The 25,890-nt window shown below is 75.2% G+C and carries 25 protein-coding genes; 15 read left to right on the top strand and 10 right to left on the bottom strand.

The window, feature by feature from the left end; genetic code table 11:
* Positions 1-163 precede the first annotated feature (163 nt).
* Entirely contained in the window at positions 164-550 is a 387-nt protein-coding gene (locus ACWDBE_RS23195; RefSeq protein ID WP_449790447.1) for an AMP-binding protein, read from the top strand.
* 436 nt (positions 551-986) lie between these two features.
* Here the strand turns inward: ACWDBE_RS23195 and ACWDBE_RS23190 are convergent, their stop codons facing one another.
* Together ACWDBE_RS23190 and ACWDBE_RS23185 are read right to left on the bottom strand one after the other, a co-directional pair.
* On the bottom strand, positions 987-1,715 hold the full coding sequence (locus tag ACWDBE_RS23190) for an SDR family oxidoreductase (RefSeq protein ID WP_449790446.1): 729 nt from the start codon (positions 1,713-1,715) through the stop codon (positions 987-989).
* 193 nt (positions 1,716-1,908) lie between these two features.
* The gene (locus ACWDBE_RS23185; protein WP_449790445.1) at positions 1,909-3,831 is read right to left on the bottom strand and encodes an FAD-binding protein; all 1,923 of its coding nucleotides are present in this window, start codon (positions 3,829-3,831) and stop codon (positions 1,909-1,911) included.
* A 266-nt stretch (positions 3,832-4,097) separates the two neighbouring features.
* Here ACWDBE_RS23185 and ACWDBE_RS23180 point away from each other — a divergent pair, with 266 nt between their 5' ends.
* A complete protein-coding gene (locus tag ACWDBE_RS23180) occupies positions 4,098-4,397 on the top strand; it encodes a YciI family protein (RefSeq protein WP_449790444.1) in 300 nt (99 codons plus the stop codon).
* A gap of 248 nt (positions 4,398-4,645) precedes the next feature.
* The gene (pgm, locus tag ACWDBE_RS23175; protein WP_449790443.1) at positions 4,646-6,286 is read left to right on the top strand and encodes a phosphoglucomutase (alpha-D-glucose-1,6-bisphosphate-dependent); all 1,641 of its coding nucleotides are present in this window, start codon (positions 4,646-4,648) and stop codon (positions 6,284-6,286) included.
* Between the two features lie 124 nt (positions 6,287-6,410).
* Here pgm and ACWDBE_RS23170 read toward each other — a convergent pair whose 3' ends face one another.
* A complete protein-coding gene (locus ACWDBE_RS23170; protein ID WP_449808935.1) occupies positions 6,411-7,592 on the bottom strand; it encodes an MFS transporter in 1,182 nt (393 codons plus the stop codon).
* 135 nt (positions 7,593-7,727) lie between these two features.
* Between ACWDBE_RS23170 and ACWDBE_RS23165 the strand changes: the two genes are divergently transcribed.
* Together ACWDBE_RS23165 and ACWDBE_RS23160 are read left to right on the top strand one after the other, a co-directional pair.
* Positions 7,728-8,072, top strand: a complete 345-nt coding sequence (locus tag ACWDBE_RS23165; protein ID WP_449808934.1) for an ArsR/SmtB family transcription factor — start codon at positions 7,728-7,730, stop codon at positions 8,070-8,072.
* Positions 8,073-8,251: 179 nt separating this feature from the next.
* The gene (locus tag ACWDBE_RS23160) at positions 8,252-9,466 is read left to right on the top strand and encodes an alpha/beta hydrolase family protein (protein WP_449808933.1); all 1,215 of its coding nucleotides are present in this window, start codon (positions 8,252-8,254) and stop codon (positions 9,464-9,466) included.
* A 127-nt stretch (positions 9,467-9,593) separates the two neighbouring features.
* On the opposite strand, the gene ACWDBE_RS23155 is transcribed toward ACWDBE_RS23160, so the two are convergent.
* The 4 genes from ACWDBE_RS23155 to ACWDBE_RS23140 form a co-directional block, all read right to left on the bottom strand.
* Positions 9,594-10,244 (bottom strand): GNAT family N-acetyltransferase, encoded by a 651-nt coding sequence (locus tag ACWDBE_RS23155; protein WP_449808932.1) that lies wholly within the window; start codon positions 10,242-10,244, stop codon positions 9,594-9,596.
* Positions 10,245-10,585: 341 nt separating this feature from the next.
* Positions 10,586-11,188: an AAA family ATPase gene (locus ACWDBE_RS23150; protein ID WP_449808931.1), complete on the bottom strand. Its 603-nt coding sequence runs from the start codon at positions 11,186-11,188 to the stop codon at positions 10,586-10,588.
* A 71-nt stretch (positions 11,189-11,259) separates the two neighbouring features.
* Positions 11,260-11,784: a DUF6328 family protein gene (locus ACWDBE_RS23145; RefSeq protein WP_449792001.1), complete on the bottom strand. Its 525-nt coding sequence runs from the start codon at positions 11,782-11,784 to the stop codon at positions 11,260-11,262.
* Entirely contained in the window at positions 11,781-12,389 is a 609-nt protein-coding gene (locus tag ACWDBE_RS23140) for a MarR family winged helix-turn-helix transcriptional regulator (protein WP_449808930.1), read from the bottom strand. Before ACWDBE_RS23140 ends, ACWDBE_RS23145 begins: the two co-directional genes overlap by 4 nt.
* A 50-nt stretch (positions 12,390-12,439) precedes the next feature.
* On the opposite strand from ACWDBE_RS23140, the gene ACWDBE_RS23135 reads away from it, so the two are divergent.
* From ACWDBE_RS23135 to ypfJ, 5 genes are all read left to right on the top strand, one after another.
* Positions 12,440-13,375, top strand: coding sequence for a DMT family transporter (locus ACWDBE_RS23135; protein ID WP_449808929.1), 936 nt, complete (start codon positions 12,440-12,442; stop codon positions 13,373-13,375).
* A 68-nt stretch (positions 13,376-13,443) separates the two neighbouring features.
* A complete protein-coding gene (locus ACWDBE_RS23130; RefSeq protein WP_449808928.1) occupies positions 13,444-14,016 on the top strand; it encodes a nuclear transport factor 2 family protein in 573 nt (190 codons plus the stop codon).
* 162 nt (positions 14,017-14,178) lie between these two features.
* Positions 14,179-14,700: a hemerythrin domain-containing protein gene (locus ACWDBE_RS23125; protein WP_449808927.1), complete on the top strand. Its 522-nt coding sequence runs from the start codon at positions 14,179-14,181 to the stop codon at positions 14,698-14,700.
* A 427-nt stretch (positions 14,701-15,127) separates the two neighbouring features.
* Positions 15,128-17,215, top strand: a complete 2,088-nt coding sequence (gene fusA / locus ACWDBE_RS23120) for an elongation factor G (RefSeq protein ID WP_449808926.1) — start codon at positions 15,128-15,130, stop codon at positions 17,213-17,215.
* Positions 17,216-17,465: 250 nt separating this feature from the next.
* Entirely contained in the window at positions 17,466-18,371 is a 906-nt protein-coding gene (ypfJ, locus tag ACWDBE_RS23115; RefSeq protein ID WP_449791995.1) for a KPN_02809 family neutral zinc metallopeptidase, read from the top strand.
* 15 nt (positions 18,372-18,386) lie between these two features.
* Here the strand turns inward: ypfJ and ACWDBE_RS23110 are convergent, their stop codons facing one another.
* Positions 18,387-19,364 (bottom strand): LysR family transcriptional regulator, encoded by a 978-nt coding sequence (locus ACWDBE_RS23110; RefSeq protein ID WP_449791994.1) that lies wholly within the window; start codon positions 19,362-19,364, stop codon positions 18,387-18,389.
* Positions 19,365-19,401: 37 nt separating this feature from the next.
* Between ACWDBE_RS23110 and ACWDBE_RS23105 the strand changes: the two genes are divergently transcribed.
* The 4 genes from ACWDBE_RS23105 to ACWDBE_RS23090 all read left to right on the top strand — a co-directional run bounded on the left by ACWDBE_RS23105 (position 19,402) and on the right by ACWDBE_RS23090 (position 24,253).
* Complete coding sequence (locus ACWDBE_RS23105; RefSeq protein WP_449791993.1) at positions 19,402-19,869, top strand: multicopper oxidase domain-containing protein; 468 nt, start codon at positions 19,402-19,404, stop codon at positions 19,867-19,869.
* Between the two features lie 329 nt (positions 19,870-20,198).
* A complete protein-coding gene (locus ACWDBE_RS23100) occupies positions 20,199-21,836 on the top strand; it encodes an alkaline phosphatase D family protein (protein ID WP_449791992.1) in 1,638 nt (545 codons plus the stop codon).
* Positions 21,837-22,089: 253 nt separating this feature from the next.
* Positions 22,090-23,166, top strand: coding sequence for an alpha/beta hydrolase (locus tag ACWDBE_RS23095; RefSeq protein WP_449808925.1), 1,077 nt, complete (start codon positions 22,090-22,092; stop codon positions 23,164-23,166).
* 235 nt (positions 23,167-23,401) lie between these two features.
* Complete coding sequence (locus tag ACWDBE_RS23090) at positions 23,402-24,253, top strand: alpha/beta fold hydrolase (RefSeq protein ID WP_449808924.1); 852 nt, start codon at positions 23,402-23,404, stop codon at positions 24,251-24,253.
* 123 nt (positions 24,254-24,376) lie between these two features.
* Here the strand turns inward: ACWDBE_RS23090 and ACWDBE_RS23085 are convergent, their stop codons facing one another.
* On the bottom strand, positions 24,377-24,874 hold the full coding sequence (locus ACWDBE_RS23085; protein WP_449791989.1) for a hypothetical protein: 498 nt from the start codon (positions 24,872-24,874) through the stop codon (positions 24,377-24,379).
* A 99-nt stretch (positions 24,875-24,973) separates the two neighbouring features.
* On the opposite strand from ACWDBE_RS23085, the gene ACWDBE_RS23080 reads away from it, so the two are divergent.
* On the top strand, positions 24,974-25,474 hold the full coding sequence (locus ACWDBE_RS23080; RefSeq protein ID WP_449791988.1) for a winged helix-turn-helix transcriptional regulator: 501 nt from the start codon (positions 24,974-24,976) through the stop codon (positions 25,472-25,474).
* Between the two features lie 106 nt (positions 25,475-25,580).
* On the opposite strand, the gene ACWDBE_RS23075 is transcribed toward ACWDBE_RS23080, so the two are convergent.
* The gene (locus tag ACWDBE_RS23075; protein WP_449791987.1) at positions 25,581-25,733 is read right to left on the bottom strand and encodes a DUF397 domain-containing protein; all 153 of its coding nucleotides are present in this window, start codon (positions 25,731-25,733) and stop codon (positions 25,581-25,583) included.
* Positions 25,734-25,890: the final 157 nt, after the last annotated feature.

Below are 25,890 nucleotides of genomic sequence, written 5' to 3'. Positions count from 1 at the left end.
GCCAGGCGGCCCGGAAGGCGAGCACGGCCGGCGACACCTCGCCGGCCGCGCTCGGCAGCGAAGTCGGCGGCCGTCAGGCCGAAGTCCTCGATCCCCGGCCACGGCAACGGCTCATGGCCGTGCGACAGCATCCCGGCCCCCCGCCGCCCCCGGGAGCCGACCCGTGCCGACCACGCCGACCCCACGCAGCCACGCCTCCGGCACCGCGGACCTCCCGCTGCTCGGTGACATCATCGGGGAGAACCCCGCCCGCGCGCTGCGCACCTTCCCCGAGCGCGACGCCCTGGTCGACCGGGCCGCCGCCCGCCGCTGGACGTACACCGAACCCGCCACCGACGTCGACGCCCGGGCGCCCGGCCTGCTGGAGCTCGCGATCGCCCAAGGGAACCGGGTCGGCATCCGGGCCCCCGACTGCGCCGAGCGGACGCTCACCCAGTGCGCCACCGCCAAGCTCGGCGTGATCCTGGTGACGGTCAACCAGGCCTACCGGCCCATGAGTTGGAGAACGGTCCATGGCCCGCTTCGCCGGGGCCCGTGCCGGAGAGGTTGAACCGGCACTCCGGGTCGCCGGTCGCCTTCCGGCCGCTCGACGTCATGTCCCAGCCCACACCCGCCGCCGCCCCCGCTGCCCCCGCCGTGTCCGCGGTGCGGCACCCCCACGGATGCCGGACACACCACAGGGCCCGCGACGGCGCCCGGACCGGTGGCTTCCGCGCCCGGCCCACCGCCCGCACCCCGGCCGCGGTACCGCCGCAGGTGGTCATGCCGCGGGAGGTCGCCGCCGGCATCCGCCGCGCGCGGGCGAACGGCTGGACACCGCGCACGGCCGGCCGCCGTTCAGGCTCCTGCTCCTGTCCGCGCTCTGACCCCCCCGGGCGCCCGGCCCCTCCCCGGCCCCCGGGCGCCCGGCCCCTCCCCGGGATCCCAGGCGCCCGGCCCCTCGGGCTCCCGGGCTCGCCGGGTTCCCGTGGGCCGGTGAGGGCGGGTCAGGACAGCCAGTCCGCGTAGCGGGTGGGGGCGAGCCGGGCGTTCCCGTCGGTGAGGACGTCGCCCTGGACGGCGGCGAACATGCCGGCGGTGGGGTCGGTGACGACGGTGCGGTGGTCGCCCTTGGCGGCCAGGGTGATCCGGCCCAGCTCGTCCAAGGGGAAGACCTCCGGGCCGGCGATGTTGCGGATGCCGTTCAGCGGGGTGCCCGCCGCGACCAGCGCCACCGCTTCGGCGACGTCCTTGGAGGCGATCGGCTGGATCGGCGTGGCGGGCAGCCGGACGGTGTCGCCGTCCGCGGTCCAGGACAGGACGGCGTCGACGAAGTCCATGAACTGCGTCGCCCGGACGATCGAGTAGGGCAGCGGCCCGGCCGCGAGGATCTCCTCCTGGAGCGCCTTGGCGCGGTAGTAGGCCAGTTCCGGCACCCGGTCGGTGCCGACGATCGACAGGATCACGACGTGGCCGACGCCGGCGCGCTCGGCGGCGGCCAGCAGGTTGTCCATCGAGGTCCGGAAGAAGGCGGGGGAGGCCTCGTCGAAAGTCGGGGAGTTCGTCAGGTCGACGACGACGTCGGCCCCCGCCACCGCCTCGTCCAGCCCCCGGCCGCTGATGACGTCGACCCCCGTGGACTTCGAGTGCGCCACCGCCTCGTGACCCGCGGCGTTCAGGTTCCTGACGACCTGCGACCCGATCAGCCCGGTGCCGCCGATGACTGCGAACTTCATGACCTGCCCTCTCGTCGTGACCATGTCCGCAATATCGCACAGCGGCACCGGGCGGGCGCCGCATCGCCGCCGGACGCCGCCACGGCCCCGACCGCGCCGCCGGCCCCCCGCCCGCCGGCCCCCGCGCCGGGGAAGGAAGGCGGACAGGCCGCCGGGCCGCCCGCACCGGCGCGGGCGGCCCCGCACCGGCGCGTCAGGACGCGTGGATGCCCTGCCCGGGCGTCAGGATCCCCGCCGGGTCCCAGCGCCGCTTGGCCGCCACCACCCGCTCCCACAGCCCCCCGTAGTGACGCTGCCAGTCCGCCCGCGTCATCCCCGGCACCGCCCCGATCAGGTACCGCTTGCCGCCCAGCTCCACCGCCAGGTCGTACAGCAGCCGGTTGCGCTCCAGCATCGCCGCCGTGTCCGCCCCCGGCCCCGGGAACGCCAGCAGGTCGAAGTGCCAGCCCACCTCCTCCTGCCCCGGCAGCACCGCCAGCGGCGCCCGCACCTTCGAGCGCAGGTACGGGTAGAACAGCAGCAGCCCCGCCCCCAGGTCCGCCGCCGTCAGCACCTGCGCGGCCCGCGCCATGAACGCCCGCGCCGACGCCGCCGGCAGGAACACGCTCAGCCACGGCTTGGGCAGCGCCCAGAACCCCGCCGCCCGCAGGTACCCGGAGAAGCCGTCCACCCGGTACGCGTACTCCCGCCAGCTCTGCTCCACCACCTCCGTCTCCACCGGGACGAGCCCCGCCAGCAGCGCCGCCCGGTCCACCTGCTGCCCGGCGTCCGCGAACGCCACCAGCTCCGCCTTGTAACGCCAGCGCGAACCGTCCGCGCTGCGCACCACGTCACCGACCTGGAAGTCGAAGCGCCGCCCGGCCAGCACCTTCTCCTGGTCCGCGAGGTAGGCGTCCAGGTCGTCGTAGTACAGCGAGAACACGTGGGCGCGTTCGCGCACCTTCACCAGGGCGAGGGTGACGCGCACGATCACGCCGACCTGGCCGCCGCCGGCCAGCACCGCCTCGAACAGCTCCCGGTTGCGGGTGGGGGAGGCCGTCACCAGCTCGCCGGTGCCGGTCACCACGTCCAGCTCCAGCACGTTGTCGACCTGCATGCCGTAGCGCTGCACACCGCCGCCGATGCCGCCCACGCTCAGCGTGCCGCCCACCGACAGGTGCAGGTAGTCGGTGAGCACCGGCGGCACCCAGCCCGCCGCCAGGCCCGCCTCGGTCACCTGCGCCCACGTCGCCCCGGCCTCCACCACGGCACGTCCCGCGCTCACCGACACGATCCCGGACAGGCCGCGGGCGTCGATGGCCACGCCGCCGCGCGGGTTGGCCTGGCCGTAGCTGGAGTGCGACTCCAGCCCCTCCTCGCCGAGCTGCGCGAGGTCCCCGCTCTGCCCGTTGACGGCCACCGGGATGCGGTGGCGGCGGGCGAAGGCGACCAGCTGCTGCACGTCGCGCACCGAACCGGGGCGCAGCACCGCCCGGGGCGCGGCGGTGACCAGGTGCCCGAAGTCGCCGCAGAAGCGGTCCAGGCCCTGGCCCTGCAGGGTCACCGTGCCGTCCAGGGCGGGCAGTCGGGCGATGTCGGGTACGGCTGCGTCGTCGGCTTCGGTGGCCCACGCGGCGGTGGCGGTGTTCCAGCCGATGACGGCGGTGACGGCCCCGGCGCCGGCGGAGGCGAGGAGGGCGCGGCGCGACAGCCCTGAGCTGCTCATATCAGGTCTTCTCCGATCAGTCGTCAAATAAAGGATTGTCGTTTGTATCGCACCTTCCGGGTGATCACCTACTGTCCTGCACGGTCGTTCTGCTGCTCCCTCGGTGCGGCGAGGCCGTGGAACACGGCGTCCACGACGATCGGCCGGTACGCCGGTCAGGTCCTGGTCCACCCACGCGGTCGCGGTCGCGGCCTCCTCCGGCAGGGCCGGCCGGGCCCGGGGCAGGTCGGCGACCAGCGGTGAGCGGCCGGCGTCCAGCAGCGTGTGGACGAGCTTGTGGGCGTACACGTGCGGGCTGGCCGCGAACAGCGTCCGGTACACCCACAGCGCGTCCTCGCCGGTCAGGATCCACTCGTGGCTCAGCAGCAGCCGCACCCGCGCCCTCGGCACCAGGTCCTCGTGCACGCGCATCCGCCCGTCCCCCTCGTTTCGTCGTTCCTGTGGCCCCCTGTGCCCGTGCGCGGGCAGCACGCCGTGCGCGCCGGGCGCCCGCGAAGGGGGCGGCGGCGCGGTGGGCGCGAAGGGGGATGCGCACGAGTCTGGGGGGCGCGCGCCCCCGCGCGGCAAGGCGAGAACGGGGCGTGCCGGGTCCTGCCGCGGGCCTTGCGCGCGGGGGCGGGACGGGGGTCGCCCCCCTCCCGGCGGGCGCCGCGCGGGCAGGCCCTAGCCTGGGACCCATGTTCGTACTGGAGCTGACGTACACCGCCGACCTGGAGTCGATCGACGCCGTGCTGCCGCAGCACGTGCAGTGGCTGCGGGAGCACTACGCGGCGGGCACCTTCCTCGCCTCGGGACGCAAGGTGCCGCGCGACGGCGGGGTGATCATCGCGGTGGGCGAGGACCGGGCGTGCGTCGAGGCGCTGGTGGCCACCGACCCGTTCGTGCGGGCCGGGTTGACCGAGTACCGGGTGACGGAGTTCCTCGCCACCACCACCGCCGAGGAGTTGGCGGCCCACCGCCAGCAACTGCCCGCCTGACGCCCGTTGCGGCGCCTGTCTCGAGCCCGGCCCGGCGCCTGGCTCGAGCCCGTTGCGGCCGCTTGCCTCAAGCCCGCCTGAAGGCCGCCTCAAGGCCGTCTCAAGGCTGCCCGTCCCCGTCCGTCCCCGCCCGTGAGCGGTGTCCCGGACCGCTCGCGCGGTTCGGGGCACGGTCGCGTTCTGGCTACGATCGGTGAACGCGCAGCGACGACGTATCGCGAGTACCGACTTTCGGCGGGAGAAGACGGATGGCACACGCACGGGCCGGGCAGCCGGCGCAGCCAGGCGACCTGGTGGACGTGGCAAGGCTGGTGACGGCGTACTACGCGCTGAACCCGGACCCGCAGGAGCCCGGGCAGCGGGTGTCGTTCGGGACCTCGGGGCACCGCGGCTCGTCGCTGGACGCGGCCTTCAACCAGGACCACATCGCCGCGACCACGCAGGCGATCTGCGAGTACCGGGCCGAACAGGGCGTCGCGGGCCCGCTGTTCCTCGGCGCCGACACCCACGCCCTGTCCGAGCCCGCCAAGGTCACCGCCCTGGAGGTGCTGGCCGCCAACGGCGTGCAGGTGCTGATCGACGCCGCCGACGGCTACACCCCCACCCCGGCGGTCTCGCACGCCATCCTCGCCCACAACCGGCGCAGCCCCCGGGCGCTGGCCGACGGCATCGTGGTCACCCCCTCGCACAACCCGCCGCGTGACGGCGGCTTCAAGTACAACCCGCCCAGCGGCGGCCCGGCCGGCTCCCGGGCCACCGGCTGGATCCAGGACCGCGCCAACGAACTGATCCGCGAGGGCATGCGCGGCGTCAAGAGGGTCCCCTACGCGCGGGCGCTGGCCGCCGCCACCACCGGGCGCCACGACTACCTCACCGCCTACGTCGAGGACCTGCCCTCCGTCCTGGACCTGGACGCGGTGCGGGACGCGGGACTGCGCATCGGCGCCGACCCGCTGGGCGGCGCCTCGGTGGCCTACTGGGCGCGCATCGCCGACACCCACCGCCTGGACCTGACCGTCGTCAACCCGGTGACCGACCCGACCTGGCGGTTCATGACGCTGGACCGGGACGGGAAGATCCGCATGGACTGCTCCTCCCCGGCCGCGATGGCCTCCCTCATCGGCCGCAGGGACGAGTACGCCATCGCCACCGGCAACGACGCCGACGCCGACCGGCACGGCATCGTCACCCCCGACGGCGGCCTGATGAACCCCAACCACTACCTGGCCGTCGCCGTCGACTACCTCTACCGCCACCGCACCGACTGGCCCGGCGACGCGGGCGTCGGCAAGACCCTCGTCTCCTCCTCGATGCTCGACCGCGTCGCCGCCGACCTCGGCCGCCCCCTGGTCGAGGTCCCGGTCGGCTTCAAGTGGTTCGTCGACGGCCTCCTGGAGGGCTCGATCGGCTTCGGCGGCGAGGAGAGCGCCGGCGCCTCCTTCCTGCGCCGCGACGGCGGGGTGTGGACCACCGACAAGGACGGCATCCTGCTCGCCCTGCTCGCCTCCGAGATCACCGCCGTCACCGGTGCCACCCCCAGCGCCCACTACCGCGAGCTGACCGAGCGCCACGGCGCCCCCTCCTACGCCCGCGTCGACGCCCCCGCCGACCGCGAGCAGAAGGCCCGCCTGGCCCGACTGTCCCCCGAACGGGTCGGCGCCGGCGAGATCGCCGGGGAGAAGATCACCGCCGTCCTCGCCAAGGCCCCCGGCAACGGCGCCCTCATCGGCGGCATCAAGGTCTGCACCGAGAACGCCTGGTTCGCCGCCCGGCCCTCCGGCACCGAGGACGTGTACAAGATCTACGCCGAGTCCTTCCGCGGCGACGAACACCTCGCCCGGGTCCAGGACGAGGCCCGCGCCCTGGTCGGCGAGGTCCTGCGGGGCTGAGACCCCACCGGCACCGCCACGGGGCGCCACCGCCACGGGGGTGCCACCGCGCCGGGTGCCCCGGTCCGCCCGACGGACCGGGGCACCCGCCCCTTCCGGGCCCCGCCCGGGCGCCCACCCCCGCTCAGGCGCGCACCGCCCCCCGCCCCGGGGCCGACGCCCGCACCGCCCGCACGTCCCGGGTCGACGCCGCCGCCACCGCACACGCCACCAGCGCCAGCCCCGCCGCCGCGAGGGGGAACCAGCGCCCGCCCAGCACCGCGATCGCCGCCGACCCCGCCACACCCCCCGCCGCCGTCCCCAGGTACAGCGCACTGCTGTTCAACGAGATCAGCAGCGGCGCGTTCGCCGGATCGATCGACGCCAGCCGGTGCGGCAGCGCCACCGACACCGCCCACCCCGCCAACGGCACCACCAGCGCGTACCCCAGCGCCCCCGGCATGCTGCGCCCCAGCCACGGCAGCGCGGCGAACGCGCCCGCGGCCACCGCCGAGCCGGCCAGCAGCACCCGCCGCACCCCGATCCGGTCGACCAGGCGCCCGCCCAGCCAGCTGCCCGCCACCGACATCACGCCGCAGGTCAGCAGGACGACGCTCAGCCGGTCGGCGTCGCCGCCGGTGGCGCCCGAGACGGCGGTGGCCAGGTAGATGTAGACGCTCTGGAAGGCGAGGAAGAACACCAGCGTGGTGGCCGCGGCGCCCAGCACCCGGCCCCGGCGCAGCGGCGCCAGGCGAGCGCGCAGGGTGGGCGCGGCGGTGGGGGCGGGCAGGTCGCGCAGCAGCAGCGCCAGGCCGGCCAGCGCCGCCAGGCCCAGCGCGGTGACCAGCCACATCGTCATCCGCCAGTCGGCGCGCCCCACCCAGGTGCCCAGCGGCACGCCGAGCGCGGTGGCCACGGTCATCCCGCCGAGCACCGTCGCCAGCGCCCGGCCGCGCCGCTCGGGGGCGACCAGGGTGGTGGCCACCGCGTTGGCGGTCGGCGTGTAGAGGGCGGCGCCGGCCGCGGCCAGGACGCGGGTGGCCAGCAGCAGCCCGTAGGAGGGGGCGAGGGCGCTGAGCGCGTTGGCCGCGCTGAACACCGCGAGCGCGGTCAGCAGCAGGCGCCGGCGCGGCCAGCGGGCGGTGAGCGTGGCCAGCACCGGGGCCAGCAGCGCGTAGCCGAGCGCGAAGACGGTGACCAGCTGGCCGGCGGCCGGCACCGACACCCCCAGGTCGGCGGAGATCGGGCCGAGGATGCCGGCGACGACCATCGAGTCGGTGCCCATGGCGAAGGTGCCGAGGGCGAGCAGGAGCAGACGTACGGGCACGGGAGGGCCCCCCGGGGCGCAAGAAACGATTGTTGGACAGACATGCAACAGTTTGACGCTCGCCAAACACTCGGGCATGGGTGGATGATTGTCAAACCGTCCTGATCCCCCTGCGGCCCCCGAGGAGCGTGCGCCATGAGCGACGACGAGCGGCTTCCCCAGCCCGCCACCGCCGACATCGAACTCGTCACGGTCCTGCACGCCCTCGGCGACCCCGTGCGCATGACCCTGCTGCTCAGCTACGCCGACGGCGGCGAGCACTCCTGCGACCCGCGCGGCCTGGGCCTGGAACACCTCCACAAGTCGACCGTCTCCCACCACATGCGGGTCCTGCGCGAGGCCGGCGTCACCACCACCCGCGTCGCCGGACGCAACCGCTTCGTCAGCCTGCGCCGCGCCGACCTCGACGCCCGCTTCCCCGGACTGCTCGACGCACTGCTGGCCTCGTCGGCTGCACCCGCGGCAACTCCGGTGCCGTAGCGGGCGGTTGAACCCCTAGGGGAAGGAGCCGCGGGGGTGGCGCCGCAGGCGTAGGCCCGCGGACCCAACCGCCCCGTGGCGACTCCTGCCGCGGGCGGACGCGCCCGGGCGGGCCCACGCGGCACGGTGGACGCGCACCCGCCGCACCCGCCGCCCCGCCCGCCGAAGGAGCCACGCCCATGACCGGACCCCAGCCCGGCCGCCCGCCCTCCCGCCGCCGCGTTCTCGGGGCACTGGCCCTGGGTGCCGCCGGCGCCGCCGCCGGTGCCGGGCCCGCACGCGCCGACACCGCGCCCGCCGACACCGCTCCCGCGCCCGCCGGCGGAGCGGGGGAGCCCCGCCTGAGGCTGCCCGCGCCCACCGGCCCGCGCCCCGTCGGCACCGCCCTGCTCCACCTGACCGACACCGCCCGCACCGACGCCTGGGCCCCCACCCCGCGCCCGCGCGAACTGCGCGCCCGCCTCTGGTACCCCGCCGCGAGCGGCGCCCGGGGCCCGTACGCGCCGTGGATGAGCCCCGCCGAGACCGCCCACCTCCAGGCCGCCTACTTCGGCGTCCCCGACGCCCGCCTCACCTGGCCCACCACTCACGCCCGCCCGGGCGCCCCCGCCGACCGCACCCGCCGCCACCCCGTCGTCCTCAACTCCCACGGCTCCGGCGCCGACAGCGCCTTCAACACCGCCCTCGCCGAGGAACTCGCCTCCCACGGCCACGTCGTCGCCGCCGTCGACCACACCTACGACGCCGGCGAGGTCGAATTCCCCGGCCGGCGCCTGGAAGTACGCGACAAGGCCCGCGTCCAGGCGATGACCGACGCCGAGATCGTCGCCTACCGCACCGCCGACGTCCGCTTCCTCCTCGACCACCTCGCGGGCGGCCCGCTGCCCGCCGGCCTGGACGCCGCCCTCGACCTCGACGCCGTCGGCATGTTCGGCCACTCCATGGGCGGCGCCACCACCGCCCAGGCCCTCCACGACGACCCGCGCATCCGCGCCGGCGCCATCCTCGACGGCCCCCTGTTCGGCACCAGCGCCACCGCCGACCAGAACCGCCCCCTGCTGCTGATGGCCTCCGCCTGGGACAGCCCCGCCCGCGACACCATGTGGGACACCCTGTGGCCGCACCTGACCGGCTGGCGCCGGCGCCTGACCCTCACCCACTCCGGACACCTGTCCTACTGCGACCTCCAACTGCTCGTCCCCCAGGGCCAACCCGCCTTCGCCTGGCCCCCCGACCAACTGGAGCACTTCCTCGGCACCGGCGACCCCCGCCGCGCCGTCGCCGCCCAACGCGCCTACCTCACCGCCTACTTCAACCTCCACCTGCGTGCCGTGCCCACCCCGCTGCTGGACGGCCCCACTCCGCACTGGCCCGAGATCCGCTTCGACGCCTGAACAGGCACCGACACAAGGACCCCCCATGCCGATCCGAGGCGCGGGGGAGGCGATGGTGGCGGGCCGGTGCGGGGCCGTGGCCGCGCGCCGGGGACGGCCGGGTGAGTCGCCCGCTCGTGCGGGAAAGTCAGCCGGGCAGGCCGAACAGGGCGCGGCAGCCGTCGCTCAGGCCGGTGACGGTGACCGGGGTGCGGGCGTGCTCGGCCCAGGCCTCGGGGGTCAGGCGCAGGCGCCGGGAGACCACCACCCGGCCGTCCAGGACGTCGCGGTCGATGCCGTCGTCGCGGTAGCCGAGCTTGCGGGAGACGGCCAGGGAGGAGTGGTTGTCGGCGAAGGACAGCGAGGTCGCCGACCGCGCGCCCAGCTCCGCGAAGGCCAGGTGGAGCATCGCGGCGCGCATCTCGGTGCCCAGGCCCCTGCCCTGGTGCTCCAGGCCGAGCCAGGAACCGGAGACGATCTCGCGCCGCACGCCGAACTCCTTGGCCCGCATGTCCTGGATGCCCACCGGGCGCCCCTCGTGGAAGGCGACCAGGTTCAGCGTCCAGTGCTCCGCGCTCCAGCTGCCCAGCCGCGCCCAGTGCAACTGCAGCACGTGCCGGGCGCGTTCGGCCGCCGGCAGCTCGCCCCAGGGCGTCAGGAAGGGACGGTCCTGGGGCAGGTGGACGCCCCGCGCGGCGACGTCCGCCACCTCGGCCAGTTCGTCCTCGTCGGGCAGGCGCAGCTCCAGGCGGGGCGAGGTCACGCGCAGCCCCCGCAGGGGCCAGTGGTCGGTCATCATCGGATCAGTGTGCCCAGCGGGCCCGCGCCGCGCACCGGCATTTCCGCCTCCCGGCCGCGTCCCGGCCGCGGCCGGGCGTCAGCGGCCGCCGGCGCCGGGGCGGGGGCCGGGACGGTCGAGGGCGCCGACCGCGATGGGCGTCGACTCCCGTGCGGCGCACGCCCTATCCGGTGCCGTGCCCCGGCCGGGCGCGGCCGCCCGCAGGCCGCGCCGGGCGGCCGGTGGCCGGGAGGGCGGGGCCGGGCGGCCGGTGGCCGGGAGGGCGGGGCCGGCCGGCGGGGCACGGCGGGCCGAGGGCCCGCGGCGTGGTGAGGCTGTCGGGCCGGTGGCCCGGCCGGCCGTCAGGCCAGGGCGGCGGCCAGGCGTTCGGGGAGGGTGGCGTACGGGCGGCAGTCGACCACGGGCAGGGCGTGGGCGCGGGCCTGGTCTGCGAGCCAGGTGCTGTAGCGGGCGCTGACGGCGGCGCGTTCCGGCTGGGGGCCGCAATCCGGCTCGCGGTCCGCGTAGTTGGCGCCGATGCGCCGCGGGTCGTCCTCGTGCAGGAAGACCGCGCGCACGCGCCGGCCCTGCCCGGCGGCCTCGGCGGCGGCGCGGGCGGCGGCGGCCGGGGTGAGGTAGTCGCCCTCCACGACCGCGGGCACGTCGACGGTGAGCCGGTTGCGCACGACGCCGAGCAGCGCGTCGTCCAGGGCGCGGGCGGTGGCGATCTGCAGCTCCAGGACGCGGTCGGCGGGCAGCGCGTCGGGGTCGGGCACGGCGGCGAAGTGGTGCAGGCCGGGGTGGCCGGCGGGAGTGGTGGCGGCCTGCAGGGCGGCCACGACGTCGTCGAACTCGACCACGAACGCGCCGTGCCGGGCGGACAGCAGGGCGGCGGCGCGGCTCTTGCCGAGGCCGGACGCGCCGCCGATCAGCAGGACGTCCCACGGGCTTTCGTCGGTATGCATACCGGCACGGTAGACGGTCCGGGGAACGGACCGGCCCCGAGGGGTGGGGCGAGAGGGCGGGGCAGGGCGGGTCAGGTGCGGTCGCGCGCGGCGCGGCGGCGCACCGCCCAGGGCAGGACGAACCACAGCACGGCGAAGATCAGCGCGATCGCGCAGGTGATCGGCACCGCCGGCGCCGGGCCGAGGACGACGTCCAGAACCAGCAGCACGGCCCCGGTCAGCGCGCAGGCGAGCAGCAGCAGGCCCACCTGGGCGATGCGGACCGAGACGGTGACGATCCGTTGCTTGCCGGGGTGGTGGTACAGGCCGCGGTGCAACGCGACCGGGGTGGCCAGCACGGCCGCGGCGACGACCGACAGCAGCAGGGTGGCGACGTAGATGTCCTGCTGGGCGTCGGTGAGCTGGGTGAAGCGCGGGGTGAAGGCGACACCCAGCAGGAAGGCGAAGACGATCTGCACACCGGTCTGGAGCACCCGCAGCTCCTGGAGCATCTCCACCAGGCGCCGGTCGGCCCGCACCTCCGGATTCTCCCAGCCGGGCGGGGGAGCGGGGAAGGGCGGCGGGGCGTCCGGGGGCGGGGGCGGTGCGCTGGTCATGCGTCAGCTTCCCACGGCCCGCCCTCCCCGCCGACGGAGCCCCCGACGGTGCCGCCCCCGGTGCCGGCGCCGTCCAGGCGGTGCTGCCAGGCGGCGAGCAGACCCCGCAGGGAGGCGGCCTCCTCGGGGCTCAGGTGGGCCAGCAGCCGGTGCTCGTTGCGGATGTGGGCGGTGAACGCCTCGTCGAACAGCCGCCGCCCGGCATCGGTGAGGGCCACCACCCGCCCGCGCCGGTCGTCCACGGCGGGACGGCGGGTGACCAGCCCGGCCCGCTCCAGACGGTCGATCCGCTTGGTCATCGCCCCGGTGGTCACCATCGTGTGCGCGGCCAGCTCGCCCGGGGCCCGCTCGTACGGGGCGCCGGCGCGGCGCAGCGCGGCGAGCACGTCGAACTCGCCCTCGCCCAGCCCGTAGCGCTGGTACACCAGGGTCAGCTCGGCGGTCAGGCGGGCGGCGAGGCGGTGCAGGCGCCCGATGACGGCCAGCGGGGAGACATCCAGGTCGGGGCGCTCGCGCCGCCACGCGGCCTGGATCTGGGCGACGTGGTCCGCGTACGGGGCCTCGCGGGGGGCCGCGTACGGGTCCTCGGGCTGGTCGGGCTCCATGAACCACCACCCTACCCGCAATCGCTTCCCAGGAAGCTATATTGCCTTCCATGGAAGCCAAAGCGCGGTGGGTACTGCTCACCGCCCTCGCCCCCGTCGCCTGGGGCGCCAACTACTGGGTCACCCACACCCACCTGCCCGCCGACCGCCCACTGTGGGGCGCCGCCCTGCGCGCCCTGCCCGCCGGTCTGCTGCTGCTCGCCCTCGCCCGCCGCCGCCCGCACGGCGCCTGGTGGTGGCGCAGCGCCCTGCTCGGCCTGCTCAACACCGCCGCCTTCTTCGTCCTGCTCTACCTCGCCTCCCAACTGCTGCCCACCAGCGCCGCCGCCACCGTCATGGCCGCCTCCCCGCTGGCCATGCTGCTCACCGCCTGGGCACTGGTCGGCCGGCGCCCGCGCCGCGCGCACCTGGCGGGGGCGGTGGTGGGCCTGGCCGGGGTCGCGCTGGCACTGGCCGGGCCCGGGGAGGGGATCGGCTGGGCCGGGCTGGCGGCCTCGGGCACGGCGATGCTGGTCTCCTCCGTCGGCTACGTGCTGGCCGCCCGCTGGCGCGAGGGCGCCGACCCGCTCGCCGCCACCGCCTGGCAGCTGACCGCGGGCGCCCTGGTGCTGCTGCCGCTCGCCGCCGCCGTCGAGGGCGCGCCCCCGCGCGCGGACGCACCCACCCTGCTCGCCCTCGGCTACAGCACCGTCGTCGCCACCGCGCTCGCCTTCACCTGCTGGTTCGCCGGACTGCGTCACCTGCCGGCCGGCACGGTCGGCCTGCTCGGACTGCTCAACCCGCTCACCGGCGTCCTGCTGGGCGCCGCGCTGGACGGCGATCCCTTCGGGGCGCGCCAGGGCGCGGGGCTGGCCCTGGTGGTCGCCGGAATCCTGCTCGGCCGCCCGCGCGCCCGCGCCGCGGATCCCGCACCCGCCGCCGGGTCCGATCCCGCCGACGGACGGGACGGGTGCGGGTCCCGAGGCCTTGATCTCAAGTCGACTTGAACTCCTAGTCTCCGTGGTGCGCGGCCGCACCGGCCGCGACCCGCACCGCGATCCCGGGGAGCCCCGCCATGACCACCGCCACGACTGCCGCCGCGCCCACCGCCGCGGACTTCGCCGCTCTCGAGCAGCGGGGCCGGGTCCTCGCCGACCGCGCCGACATCACCGGCCTCATCGACGGCTACCTGCTCAGCCTCGACGCGGTGCCCAGCGGCGGCGGGCGGTTCGACGAGGCGTGGTCGCGGCGCCACTTCACCCCCGACGTGCGGATCACCTCGCCGGTGGGGGAGCACGAGGGGATCGACGGGCTGGCCGAGTCCGAGCAGGCCACCCTCGGCAAGTTCGAGCGGACCCAGCACGTGGGCGCCAACTACATGATCGACCTGGACGGGGACCGGGCCGCGGTGCGCTGGAACGCCGTCATGACCCACGTCCACCTCGCCTCGACCCGGCGGGCGCGCGGCGAGGAGCCCGGCGGCCACTTCGACGTCGGCGGCACCTTCACCGGCGAGGCGGTGCGCACCCCCGACGGCTGGCGCCTGCGCAGCCTGGACGTGCGGGCCGTGTGGACGACCGGCAAGGGCCCGCTCACCCTGACCCCGAAGGCCGAGGCGACCCTGCGCGACCTCGCCGGCGGACAGTGACACCCGGCAGTGACGGCGGGTAGTGGCGGCGGCCCGGAGACCGGCCGTCACCGGCGGCGCGCTTGCCCGCCGGCCGGGACGCGTGATCGGATGGCGTGAGCATCGCGTGCCGGTGACGGGCCGCGTCAGGCATGGAGGTGCGCAACCGAAGGGACCGCCCCCGTGGCCTCCCGCCCCACCGGCCGTACGGCCGCCCTCAGCCTGCAACTCGCCCGCGCGCACCAGGAGTTGTGCCGCCGCCTCGCCGACCTGCGCGCCGACCTCGGCCGGCCCCGCCGCCCGGACGGCCCGGACGGCCACGACGACCCGCTCCTCGCCCACTGCCTGGCCTTCTGCACCGCCCTGACGCACCACCACCAGGGCGAGGGCACCGGCCTGTTCGCCCACCTCCTGCGCGAACGCCCCGACCTGGCACCGACCATCGGCAAACTCGTCGAGGACCACGGCCTCATCACCCACATCCTCACCCGTGTGCGCGACCTCGCCGACCAGGCCGCCACCACCGCTACCGCCGAGGCGGCCCCCAGCGCCGACCTGGAGGCCGTCGGACGCGAACTCGACGGCCTCGCCGCCATCATGGACTCCCACTTCGCGTACGAGGAACGCGCCATCGGCGCCGCCCTGGACGCCGGGGCGGGCGACGACGGCTGGTCCGAGGCGGTGCTGCGCTTCCGGGCCCCGTGAACCGCAGGCCGCACGCCGCAAACCGCGAGCCGTAAGCCGCGAGCCGTAAGCCGCGGGCCGTGAAAACCCGTCGCCCTGTACGGCCCGCCTTCCCTACACTCGCCACGCGGCCGCGCCCCGAAGCGCGGCCGGACCGCGACGACCGCGACGACGACAGCAACGAGGAGAGGAGGCGGGCGGCCATGCCGAAGCGCAGCGCCGCCGCCCCCTCTCCCGCGTCGCGGTACGAGGTGATCCTGATGTCCCTCCCCTCCCGGTGCCCGCTGCGCGGCCGGCACCGGAGCAGTGCCGCCACCGTCTGACAACCCAAGCGCCCCGCCACGTCCTCGCGCGGGCCGGCCACGACACCGGATCTGACGGACCATCAGCGGCACTGCACGATCGCGCGCCCACCCAGAAGCGAACCGCCTCGAAAGGCACCCGGGCCATGCGCACCCACACCACCACCGCCGCGAACACCACCACCGGCACCGCGAACGACGCCATCGCCGCCGTCCGCAACCTCGGCATCCTCGCCCACGTCGACGCCGGCAAGACCACCGTCACCGAGCGGATCCTCTACCTCACCGGCACCACCCACAAGCGCGGCGAGGTCCACGACGGCACCACCGTCACCGACTGCCACCCCCAGGAACGCGAACGCGGCATCACCATCTTCGCCGCCGCCGTCACCTGCGCCTGGGCCGGGCACCGGATCAACCTCATCGACACCCCCGGCCACGTCGACTTCGCCGACGAGGTCGAGCGCTGCCTGCGCGTGCTCGACGGCGCGGTGGCGGTGTTCGACGCGGTCGCCGGCGTCGAGCCGCAGAGCGAGTCGGTGTGGCGCCAGGCCGAACGCCACGGCGTGCCGCGCATCGCCTTCGTCAACAAGCTCGACCGCGCCGGCGCCGACCTGGACGCTGCCGTCGACGCCATCCGCGAACGCCTGCACCCGCGCCCGCTGGCCGTCCAACTGCCCATCGGCGCCGAGGAGTCGTTCACCGGCGTCGTCGACCTCGTGCACCTGCGCACCCTCACCTGGCACGACGACGGAACCCCGCACGAGGGCCCGGTCCCCGCCCACCTCGGGGCCGAGGCCGCCGAGCGCCGCCACGCCCTGGCGCAGGCGGTGGCCGAACTGCACCCCGACGCCCTGGAGGAGTTCTGCGCCGACGCCACCCTGAGTGCCGCCACCATCACCACCGCCCTGCGCGACCTCACCCGCACCGGCGAGGCCGTCGTGGTGCTGTGCGGCTCCGCCTACCGCAACCGCGGCATCGAACCGCTCCTGGACGCCGCCGTCGCCTACCTGCCCTCCCCGCTCGACGTCCCGCCCACCCGCTCCGCCGACGGCACCCAGCAACGCGAGGCCGACCCCGAACAGCCCCTGACCGCCCTGGCGTTCAAGGTCACCGCCGCCCCCACCGGGCGCCTGACCCACCTGCGCCTGTACGCCGGAACCCTGCGCAAGGGGGACACCGTGCTCGACACCACCACCGGCCGCCGCGAACGCGTCGCCCGCATCTTCACCGACCCGGCCGGCCGCCACACCGAGACCGACGAGGCGCGCGCCGGCGACATCGTCGCCGTCGCCGGCCCCAAGCACACCCGCGTCGGCGCCACCCTGTGCGACGCCGAGCACCCCATCGTCCTGGAGGCCCCCGTGAGCACCGAACCGGTCGTCACCGTCGCCGTCGAGGCCCGCCGCGCCACCGACACCGACAAGCTCGCCACCGCCCTCGCCCGCCTCACCGAGGAGGACCCCGCGCTGCGCGCGGCCACCGACCCCGAGACCGGCCAGCGCACCCTGTCCGGACTGGGCGAACTGCACCTGGAGGTCGCGGTGGAGAAGATCCGGCGCGAGAGCGGCGTCGAAGCCGTGGTCGGGCGCCCGCGCGTCGCGCTGCGCGAGGCCCTCCTCCAGGGCGTCACCGGCTTCACCTACCGGCACGCCAAACAGGACGGCGGCGCGGGCCAGTTCGCCCACCTCGTCCTCGACGTCCACCCCCTGCCGGCGGGCACCGAGGGGGACTTCGCGTTCACCTCCACCGTCACCGGCGGACGGGTGCCGCGCGAGTACGTCCAGGCCGTCGAGGCCGGCTGCCGCGACGCCCTGACCGACGGCCCGCTCGGCGGGCACCCGGTCACCGGCGTCGCCGTCACCCTCACCGACGGCGCCACCCACCCCAAGGACTCCTCCGAACTCGCCTTCCGCACCGCCGCCCGCCTCGGCCTGCGCGAGGCCCTGCGCGCCTCGCGCATGCACCTGCTCGAACCGCTCGCCGAGGTGGGCGTCACCGTGCCCGAGGACGCCCTGGGCACCGTCCTCGGCGACCTCGCCGCCCGCCGCGGCCACATCCGCGCCACCGAACCCGGCCCCGCCACCGCCACCGCCCACGTCAGCGCCCTGGTCCCGCTCGCCGAACTCTTCGGCTACGCGGGCCGCCTGCGCGGCCGCACCCAGGGCCGCGGCACCTTCACCACCCGCCCGGCCGGCTACGCCCCCGCACCGGCCCCCACACCGGCCGGCTGACCCGCACCGCCCGGCCCTCCCCACCCTGGGAGGGCCGGGCACCACCGGCCGCCAACCCCGCACACACCGCCACCCCCGGGCCCCGCCGCCCACCCCGCACACACCGCCACCCTCGGGCCCCGCCGCGCCCGCCCCCGGGGCCCCGCTGCGCCCGCGCCCGGGCCGGGGCCCGTAGGCTGGTCCGGGCCGTCGGCGGCACAGACCGTCACCAGTAGGGCGGAACACGACAGAAACGGGCAGGCAGGGGCACATGCAGTTCGACGACCAGGGCGACCTCGACACCTCGCAGGTGGACGACCGGCGCGGCATCCCCGGTGGGAAGCTCGCCATCGGCGGCGGGGCCGTGGGCCTGATCGCGGTGCTGGTCGCGGTCGCCCTCGGCGTCGACCCGCAACTGTTGGGCCTGTCCTCCGGCTCCGGCTCCTCCACCAACTCCTCCGCCGCGCGCACCTCCGGCGAGGCGCAGCAGGCCTGCAAGACCGGGGCGGACGCCAACAAGCGCCAGGACTGCCGGATCGTGGCGGTCACCAACAGCCTCCAGGAGTTCTGGCGCACCGAACTGCCGCGCGCCGCCAAGGTCCCGTACAAGAACGCCGAGACGGTGCTGTTCACCGGCCAGGTCTCCACCGCCTGCGGGCCGGCGACCTCCTCGGTGGGCCCGTTCTACTGCCCCGGCGACAAGAAGGCCTACTTCGACCTGGGCTTCTTCAACGACCTGTCCGCCCGCTTCGGCGCCAAGGGCGGCCCGTTCGCCGAGTCCTACGTCGTCGCCCACGAGTACGGCCACCACATCCAGAACCTCACCGGCGCCATGCAGAAGGTCGGGGGCGACCGCCAGGGCGCCACCAGCGGCTCGGTGCGCCTGGAACTGCAGGCCGACTGCTACGCCGGGGTGTGGGCGCACCACGCGACCACCACCCCCCAGCCCTCCACCGGCCGTCCGCTGATCGCCTCGCTCACCGACCAGGACATCGCCCAGGGCCTGGACGCGGCCGCGGCGGTCGGCGACGACCGGATCCAGCAGCAGGCCACCGGCCGGATCAACCCGGAGGCCTGGACGCACGGCTCCGCCGAGCAGCGCAAGGCCTGGTTCACCACCGGCTACCGCAGCGGCGACCTCGCCCAGTGCGACACCTTCTCGGCCGCCAAGCTGTAGGCCCGGCGCCGGTTCTCACAAGCCCCCGCCCGCCCGACCGCCCGCCGTGCCGTCAGCCCGACCGGCCGCCGTGCCGTCCGCCGGGCCCCGCGTCCAGTCCCAGCCGGCGATCGCCTCGCGCAGCAGGCGGGCGGGGGCGGGCAGGCGCACCTGCGCGTCCCAGAAGAGGGTCAGGGAGCGCCGGCAGTCAGGGCTGTCGACGCCGACCCACACCAGCGGCAGGCGGGTGGCGGTGCGCCGGGCGACGTCGGGTACCAGGCCGATGCCCAGGCCCGCGCTGATCAGCTCGGCGATGGCGCCGGCCTCGTCGCTCTCGCAGACGATCCGCGGCACCAGGCCCTGGGCGGCGAACAGCCGGTCCAGCAGGCGGCGCTGCCAGTGCCCGGGGCGGGCGGCGATGAACGGCCGCCCGGCGAGCTCCTCGATGCCCACCCGGGCGCGCCCGGCCAGCGGGTCGCCCACCGGGACGGCCAGCCCCACCTCCTCCTCCAGCAGCAGCACCGACTCCAGGCCCTCGGCGGTGACGGGCTGGGAGGCGACGGCGAGGTCGACGTCCTGGGAGCGCAGCCGCCGCGCCATCTCCTGCGCGGGCAGCTGGTGCAGCTCGATCTCCACCCCCGGGTGGCCGCACTTGAACGCTGCCAGCGGCCCGCTGAAGGCCAGGAACGTCTGCGAGGCCAGCCGTACCGTGCCCAGCCCCTGCCCGGCGGCCTCGGCCACCGCCCGCCGGCCCGCCTCCAGTTCGCCGAGCGAACGCTCCACGTAGCCGCGGAACAGGTGCCCGGCCGCGTTCAGCCGCAGCCGCCCGCCGCGCTCGAACAGCGGGGTGCCCAGCTCGGCCTCCAGCCGGGCGATGGAGCGGCTCAACGACGGCTGGGCGACACGCAGTTCCTCGGCCGCCCGGCTCAGGTGCTCCAGCCGCGCCACCGCCAGGAACTGCCCGAGCCTCGTCGTCGACTTCGCCACCGCCCCCGTCGGCTCCCTCGTACGCATCGTCAACCGCCTCGGCACCGGCCGCACCCGCGACGTCATGGCCTTCCGCATCACCCGCCGCCCCGCCACCGACGACAGCCGCATCCCGCCCACCCTCTGCATCGACCTGCCCGACTGGCACCGCCAGGACGCCGTCCGCACCCGCGACTTCGCCTTCCGCACCGGCCGGATGAACGGCGGCCACGGCTGGCTCATCGGCGGCCGCCCCTTCGACCCCGCCCGCACCGACGTCACCGTCCCCCTCGGCGACACCGAGATCTGGCGCCTGATCGCCGACATCCACCACCCCGTCCACCTCCACCTCGTCGGCTTCCGCATCCTCAGCCGCGCCGGCAGACCCCCACAGCCCCACGACGCCGGCCTCAAGGACACCGTCTCGCTGCGCCCGGGGGAGTCGGTGGAGATCATCACCCGCTTCGACGGCTACCGCGGCCGCTACCTCTTCCACTGCCACAACGCCGAGCACGAGGACATGGGGATGATGGCCAACCTCGAAGTCGTCTGACCACCCGGTCCCTCCTCACACGGCCCGGGGCACGCGCCTTGACCCGCCCATGGCGCACACCCCGCCCACCGGGCCCCCGGGCGGCCCGCGCACGGCCCCGGACGGCGCCCGGGCGGCCCGCGGGCGGGGCTCGCCGCCGGGCGGACCCCGCCCGCCCCCACGGGAACGCCCGGAACATGACGGTTCATCCGCTTCGGGGCGAAGTGCCGGACCTTCACGGGTCTGACATCAGATGCTCACTCTGCTGCCGGAATCCCGACCCCCGCAGTACGGGGTGGTCCACTCCAATTCCCTTCGCACACCCCCGAACCGCGAAAGGCCACCCCCCCATGACCCGCCCCGCCGACCGCCCCACGCCCGACCGGATGCTGCGCGAGGCCGCCGCCCGCCTGGACCGGCGCCGCTTCCTGACCGTCACCTCGGCCGCCGCCGCGCTCGCCTTCAGCGTCAACCTGCCCTCCGCGCACGCCGCCGACAACGAGATCGCCCCGCGCGCCATCGGCGACAACCCCTTCACCCTCGGCGTGGCCTCCGGCGACGCCACCTCCGAAGCCGTCGTGCTCTGGACCCGCCTGGCCCCGCGCCCCCTGGAACCCGGCTCCGGCATGCCGCCCACCGGCTCGGTCAAGGTCGGCTGGGAGATCGCCCGCGACGAGAACTTCCGCCGCGTCGAGCGCCGCGGCACCGCCCGCGCCCACGCCGAGTTCAACTACGCCGTCCACGTCGACGCCGACGGCCTCGACGCCGCCCGCACGTACTGGTACCGCTTCACCGTCGGCTCCTGGACCAGCCCCGTCGGCCGCACCCGCACCGCCCCGCCGCGCGGCCGCAAGCTCGACAGCGCCCGCATCGCCTTCGTCTCCTGCCAGGCCTACGAAGACGGCTACTTCACCGCCTACCGCCACCTCGCCGGCGAAGACCTCGACGCCGTCTTCCACGTCGGCGACTACATCTACGAGTACGGCATCGACGCCGTCGGCGGCGACCGCAAGTACACCGACCGCACCCTGCCGGCCCACTTCAACCACGAGACCACCACCCTCGAGGACTACCGGCTGCGCTACTCCCTCTACAAGACCGACCCCGACCTCCAGGCCGCCCACGCCGCCCACCCCTGGTACGTCACCTGGGACGACCACGAGGTGGAGAACAACTACGCCGCCGGCATCCCCGAGAAGAACCAGGACCCGGCCCCCTTCGTCGCCCGCCGCGCCGCCGCCTACCGCGCCTACTGGGAGAACCAGCCGCTGCGCATGCCCCAGCCCGACGGCACCGACCTGACCCTCTACCGGCGCGTCCACTTCGGCCGCCTCGCCCAGTTCGACATCCTCGACACCCGCCAGTACCGCGACGACCAGGCCAACGGCGACGGCTGGCAGTACCCCACCCCCGAGTCCGACGACCCCAAGCGCACCCTGATGGGCGCCACCCAGGAACGCTGGTTCGCCGACGGGCTGCGCCACTCCAAGGCCACCTGGAACGTGGTGCCCCAGCAGGTCGTCTTCTCCCGCCGCAAGAACACCACCGCCGAGCGCTCCAAGCTCTCCATGGACGCCTGGGACGGTTACCCCGCCGCCCGCGAGCGCTTCCTGCAGGCCGTCGACCAGGCCGGCGTCGAGAACCTCGTGCTGCTCACCGGCGACGTGCACGTCGCCTACGCCCTGGACGTCAAGCGCAACTTCGACGACCCCACCTCCCGCACCGTGGGCGTGGAGTTCGTCGGCACCTCGATCAGCAGCGACGGCGACGGCGAGGAGAAGCCGTCCAACTGGAACAACCTCATGTCCGCCAACGCGCACATGAAGTTCTACGACGGGCGCCGCGGCTACACCGTGCTCACCCTGGACCACCGCCGCGCCCGCGCCGACTACCGGGTGGTCTCCCACATCACCCGCCCCGGCGGCACCCTGTCCACCGCCGCCTCCTTCACCACCGAGGCCGGCAACCCGGGCATCCGCCCCGCCTGACACCCCGTCGGGGCCTGTCCTCCAGCCGCGGGGGAGTCGGCTAAGGCACAGGGGTGGGGCTGCGCAGCCCGAACGCGCAGCCCCATCCCTGCGCCCGTCGCTCCGCGGCGATCGGCACCCAGGTGCGGCGCCGGCGACGGGTGCGCGGACCGGCCGGAACGAGTGCGCTGCGTGCAAAGGCGGGGCGGACACGGGGTCCTAGCCTGGGGCCTTGCCCTCTTCGACCACCGAGAGGCGACTCAGGAGTTTCCCCATGCGCGCCGTCCCCTTCCGCATCAACCGCAAGGTCGCCGCCGCCGCGGCCGCCGCCCTCGTCGCCGGGGCCACGATCGCCGCCAACGCCTCGGCCTCCCCCGCCCCCGCGCCCGCCAAGTCGACCGCCCCGGTTCTGGAGAAGGACGCCCAGGCGTTCGCCGACGCGGCCGCGAAGAATCCGCCGATCTACACGCTGTCCTACGACGACGCCCGCAAGGCGCTCGACAGCGCGCAGAGCGGGCCCGTCGACACACCGCCGGCCGACGTCAGCCACCGCACCCTCAAGGTGGGACCCACCGGTGAGGTGACCATCCGGATCGTCCGCCCCGCCGGCGTGAGCGACAAGCTCCCGGCCGTCATGTACTTCCACGGCGGCGGCTGGGTCCTCGGCAACGAGAACACCCACGACCGGCTGGTCCGCCAGATCGCCAACGGCGCCCAGGCCGCCGTCGTCTTCGTCGACTACACGCCCTCACCCGAGGCCCGCTACCCCATCGCCATCGAGCAGGCCTACGCGGCCACCACGTGGGTCGCCGAGCACGGTGACGAGATCAACGTCGACGGCTCCCGGATCGCCGTCGCCGGCGACAGCGTCGGCGGCAACATGACGGCCGCCGTCACGCTCATGGCCAAGCAGCGCGGCGGCCCCGCCCTGCGCGAGCAGGTGCTCTTCTACCCCGTCACCGACGCCAACTTCGAAACCCCCTCCTACCGGGAGTTCGCCGACGGCCCCTGGCTGACCCGCAAGGCCATGAAGTGGTTCTGGGACGCCTACGCCCCGAACGCCAAGGACCGCCAGCAGATCCTCGCCTCCCCGCTGCGCGCCGGCCTCGACCAGCTCAAGGGCCTGCCCAAGGCCCTGGTCATCACCGACGAGGCCGACGTCCTGCGGGACGAGGGCGAGGCGTACGCCGCCAAGCTCCGCGCCGCCGGCAACGACATCACCACCGTCCGCTACTCCGGCGTCATCCACGACTTCGCCATGCTCAACGCCCTCGCGAACACCAACGCCGCCGAGGCAGCCGTCGACCAGGCCAACCGCTTCCTCTACACCGGCCTGCACAGCACCTCCTGACCCCGCGCCAGGGCGGTCCGGCTCCGCCCGGGCCGCCCCCAGGCGCCCCCGCACCCCCCCATGGCCGGACGCCGCGCACCGCGCAGACCCTTCCGGCCGACCGTGCTGGGCCCGACCGACCTCTTCGGTTCGGTCGTTCAACCATCGTCGCTGGTCAAAGCGTTTCGAAACGCGGCACATCCCGCGCCTTCCTGCCAGACCGTGTCACCGGCGACTGCCTTTCAAGGAGACCGTCATGTCCCGTCCCTCCCGCAGCCGTTCGGCTCTGCGTGCCGTCACGACCGTGGCCCTCGCCTCTGCCGTGGCGGGCTCCCTGCTGGCCGCCACCACGGTGAGCAGCAGCGCCGCCTCGCAGAAGGCCGGGGCGAGCCAGGCCAAGCCCACCGTCGTGCTCGTCCACGGCGCCTTCGCCGACGCCTCCAGCTGGTCCGGCGTCATCCAGCGACTGCAGCGCGACGGCTACCCGGTCATCGCCACCGCCAACCCGCTGCGCGGCGTGAGCAGCGACGCCGCCTACCTGCGCAGCGTCCTGGACGGCGTGCACGGGCCCGTGGTCCTGGTCGGCCACTCCTACGGCGGCTCGGTGATCACCCAGGCCGCCGCCGGCGACCCCGACGTGAAGGCGCTGGTCTACATCGCCGCGTTCATCCCGAACGTCGGCGAGAGCGCCGGCGAGCTGGCCGGCAAGTTCCCCGGCAGCACCCTGGGCGAGACCCTCAACACCAGCTCCTACCCCCTGCCCGGCGGCGGCACCGGCACCGAACTGACCATCAAGCAGGACCTGTTCCGCCACCAGTTCGCCGCCGATGTCCCCGCTGCCACCGCCGCGATCATGGCGGCCACCCAGCGGCCGGTCTCCACCCTCGCCCTGGAGGAGAAGGCTTCACAGGCGGCCTGGAAGGACATTCCCTCCTACGCCCTGGTCGCCGGCCAGGACCACAACATCCCGCCGAAGGCCGAGCAGTGGATGGCCGAGCGCGCCCACGCCCGCACCGTCACCGTCGACAACGCCTCCCACGCGGTCGCGGTCTCCCGCCCGGGCGCGGTCGCCGACCTCATCCTCCGCGCGGCCCGCGACACCCGCTGAACCGGCACCGGCCGCGTCGGCCCTGACGGCCTCCCACCCGGATCGCCACAAGGTCAGCACCCCCGTGCGCGGGAAGTCGGCCCCGCCGACTTCCCGCGCACGGCGCGGCCCGCAGCGCCGGCGTCAGGGCAGCAGGGCGCGTTCGGCGCGGCTGGCGGCGATCCGCTCACGCGCCAGCGCACCGGCGCGCCCGCTGTCGCCGCCGCCGAGCCGGGCGAGGATCGCCGCCAGCGGCCTGATCCGCCCCCAACCGCCCCAGTGGCCCTCCGGGATCTGCGTGGGGAAGACCCAGACGCGGCCGGGATCGCGCGGCCAGGCGCCGTCCTCGGCGTCCAGGATCGCCTCGGTGACCTCGGCGATGACACCCGCCCGCTTCCGCTCGTCGAGCTGCCCCTCGGGCACCGACGGCACGACCTTGTAGCGGGGCGCGTCCGCGGGCTTTCCGCCGACGAACACGGCCGCCGGCCGGTGGAGGAACAGCCAGGACACGGACCGGGCCACCGGATCGGCGGGGTCGAACCCCTCATGGCGGATCAGGATCTCCGTGATCCGCTCCATCAGCGCCGCCTCGGCATCGGGCCGCAGCGCACCGTCGGGAACGTACACGTCGAGCATGGGCATGGCCGAACCCCCTTTGGGTTTAGTTTTTAAACTCAGAACCTGACCGGAGGTTACCCCCGCTGAGTACAGTTCGTAAACCCAGATCGGTAGGCTGGTCCCATGGAGACACGGCGGATCGACCCGGTGAACTGCTCGGTGGCACGCGCCCTCTCGGTGGTGGGGGAACGCTGGTCCCTGCTGATCGTCCGCGAGGCACTCGACGGCGCCCACCGCTTCGGCGAGTTCCACACCCGCCTCGGCATCGCCAAGAACCTCCTCGCCAGCCGACTCGACACCCTGGTCACCGCCGGAGTCCTGCGCCGCGTCCCCTACCGCGAACCCGGAGACCGCCAGCGCTTCGCCTACGAGCTCACCGACCAGGGCCACGCGCTGCGCCCGACCCTCATCGCGCTCCTGGAGTGGGGCGACACCTACCTCGCCGACCCGCAGGGCCCGTCGGTCGTCGTCCGGCACCAGCCCGCCGACGACACGAGCCCGTGCGACGCCCCGGTCAGGGTCGTCCTGGAGTGCGCCGCGGGCCACGGCCACCTCGCCCCGCAGGACGTCCGCCGCACCCCAGGACCGGGCGCGATCGCCAGGTCCGACGCCGCAGCGAGCTGAGCGCCGCGGACCGGGTGGAGGCGGTCGTGCCCCGCCTCGGACGGCCGCCGCGTCCTGCCGCGGGGCGCGCGCCCGTCGGGCCTCGCGCGCCCGGCTCTCGCCAGGGTTACAGCTGGACCGGGAACTCGCCCGCCTTGACGGCGTCGAGGAAGTCCTGGAAAGCCGCGGGGGTGAACTCCAGGACGGGGCCGCGCCGGTGCTGCTTGGTATGACGCGCCCGCTGGAACGGGGTGGCTTCCTGGTGGCACCGCAGGCTCACGGACCGGGCAGGCGGGCGCGTCAAGTGCCGTCCAGGCCCGCTGTCGATGCAGCGCCAACATCCAATGCCACGAAGTTAAGGACTGGGCGGCGGTGTCAAGGGTGCGCGAGATAAGGGAAGTGCCTCTGCTATTCAGGGGATCGACCAAGATCTTCCT

It is taken from the genome of Kitasatospora sp. NPDC001132 (assembly GCF_053598415.1).
Note: the sequence above shows the minus strand (reverse complement) of the source record. Positions and strands in the feature narration are given on the sequence as shown.

What these genes read in the sequence shown, in the direction of transcription:
- ACWDBE_RS23145 (WP_449792001.1), bottom strand. Translation starts at nt 11,784, where the DNA reads ATGACCAGCGCACCGCCCCCGCCCCCGGACGCCCCGCCGCCCTTCCCC.
- ACWDBE_RS23090 (WP_449808924.1), top strand. Translation starts at nt 23,402, where the DNA reads ATGTCCCGTCCCTCCCGCAGCCGTTCGGCTCTGCGTGCCGTCACGACC.
- ACWDBE_RS23160 (WP_449808933.1), top strand. Translation starts at nt 8,252, where the DNA reads ATGACCGGACCCCAGCCCGGCCGCCCGCCCTCCCGCCGCCGCGTTCTC.
- ACWDBE_RS23165 (WP_449808934.1), top strand. Translation starts at nt 7,728, where the DNA reads ATGAGCGACGACGAGCGGCTTCCCCAGCCCGCCACCGCCGACATCGAA.
- ACWDBE_RS23155 (WP_449808932.1), bottom strand. Translation starts at nt 10,244, where the DNA reads ATGATGACCGACCACTGGCCCCTGCGGGGGCTGCGCGTGACCTCGCCC.
- ACWDBE_RS23110 (WP_449791994.1), bottom strand. Translation starts at nt 19,364, where the DNA reads ATGCGTACGAGGGAGCCGACGGGGGCGGTGGCGAAGTCGACGACGAGG.
- ACWDBE_RS23130 (WP_449808928.1), top strand. Translation starts at nt 13,444, where the DNA reads ATGACCACCGCCACGACTGCCGCCGCGCCCACCGCCGCGGACTTCGCC.
- ACWDBE_RS23080 (WP_449791988.1), top strand. Translation starts at nt 24,974, where the DNA reads ATGGAGACACGGCGGATCGACCCGGTGAACTGCTCGGTGGCACGCGCC.
- ACWDBE_RS23100 (WP_449791992.1), top strand. Translation starts at nt 20,199, where the DNA reads ATGACCCGCCCCGCCGACCGCCCCACGCCCGACCGGATGCTGCGCGAG.
- fusA (WP_449808926.1), top strand. Translation starts at nt 15,128, where the DNA reads ATGCGCACCCACACCACCACCGCCGCGAACACCACCACCGGCACCGCG.
- ACWDBE_RS23140 (WP_449808930.1), bottom strand. Translation starts at nt 12,389, where the DNA reads ATGGAGCCCGACCAGCCCGAGGACCCGTACGCGGCCCCCCGCGAGGCC.
- ACWDBE_RS23180 (WP_449790444.1), top strand. Translation starts at nt 4,098, where the DNA reads ATGTTCGTACTGGAGCTGACGTACACCGCCGACCTGGAGTCGATCGAC.
- ACWDBE_RS23150 (WP_449808931.1), bottom strand. Translation starts at nt 11,188, where the DNA reads ATGCATACCGACGAAAGCCCGTGGGACGTCCTGCTGATCGGCGGCGCG.
- ACWDBE_RS23185 (WP_449790445.1), bottom strand. Translation starts at nt 3,831, where the DNA reads ATGCGCGTGCACGAGGACCTGGTGCCGAGGGCGCGGGTGCGGCTGCTG.
- ACWDBE_RS23085 (WP_449791989.1), bottom strand. Translation starts at nt 24,874, where the DNA reads ATGCCCATGCTCGACGTGTACGTTCCCGACGGTGCGCTGCGGCCCGAT.
- ACWDBE_RS23135 (WP_449808929.1), top strand. Translation starts at nt 12,440, where the DNA reads ATGGAAGCCAAAGCGCGGTGGGTACTGCTCACCGCCCTCGCCCCCGTC.
- ACWDBE_RS23105 (WP_449791993.1), top strand. Translation starts at nt 19,402, where the DNA reads ATGGCCTTCCGCATCACCCGCCGCCCCGCCACCGACGACAGCCGCATC.
- ACWDBE_RS23190 (WP_449790446.1), bottom strand. Translation starts at nt 1,715, where the DNA reads ATGAAGTTCGCAGTCATCGGCGGCACCGGGCTGATCGGGTCGCAGGTC.
- ypfJ (WP_449791995.1), top strand. Translation starts at nt 17,466, where the DNA reads ATGCAGTTCGACGACCAGGGCGACCTCGACACCTCGCAGGTGGACGAC.
- pgm (WP_449790443.1), top strand. Translation starts at nt 4,646, where the DNA reads ATGGCACACGCACGGGCCGGGCAGCCGGCGCAGCCAGGCGACCTGGTG.
- ACWDBE_RS23095 (WP_449808925.1), top strand. Translation starts at nt 22,090, where the DNA reads ATGCGCGCCGTCCCCTTCCGCATCAACCGCAAGGTCGCCGCCGCCGCG.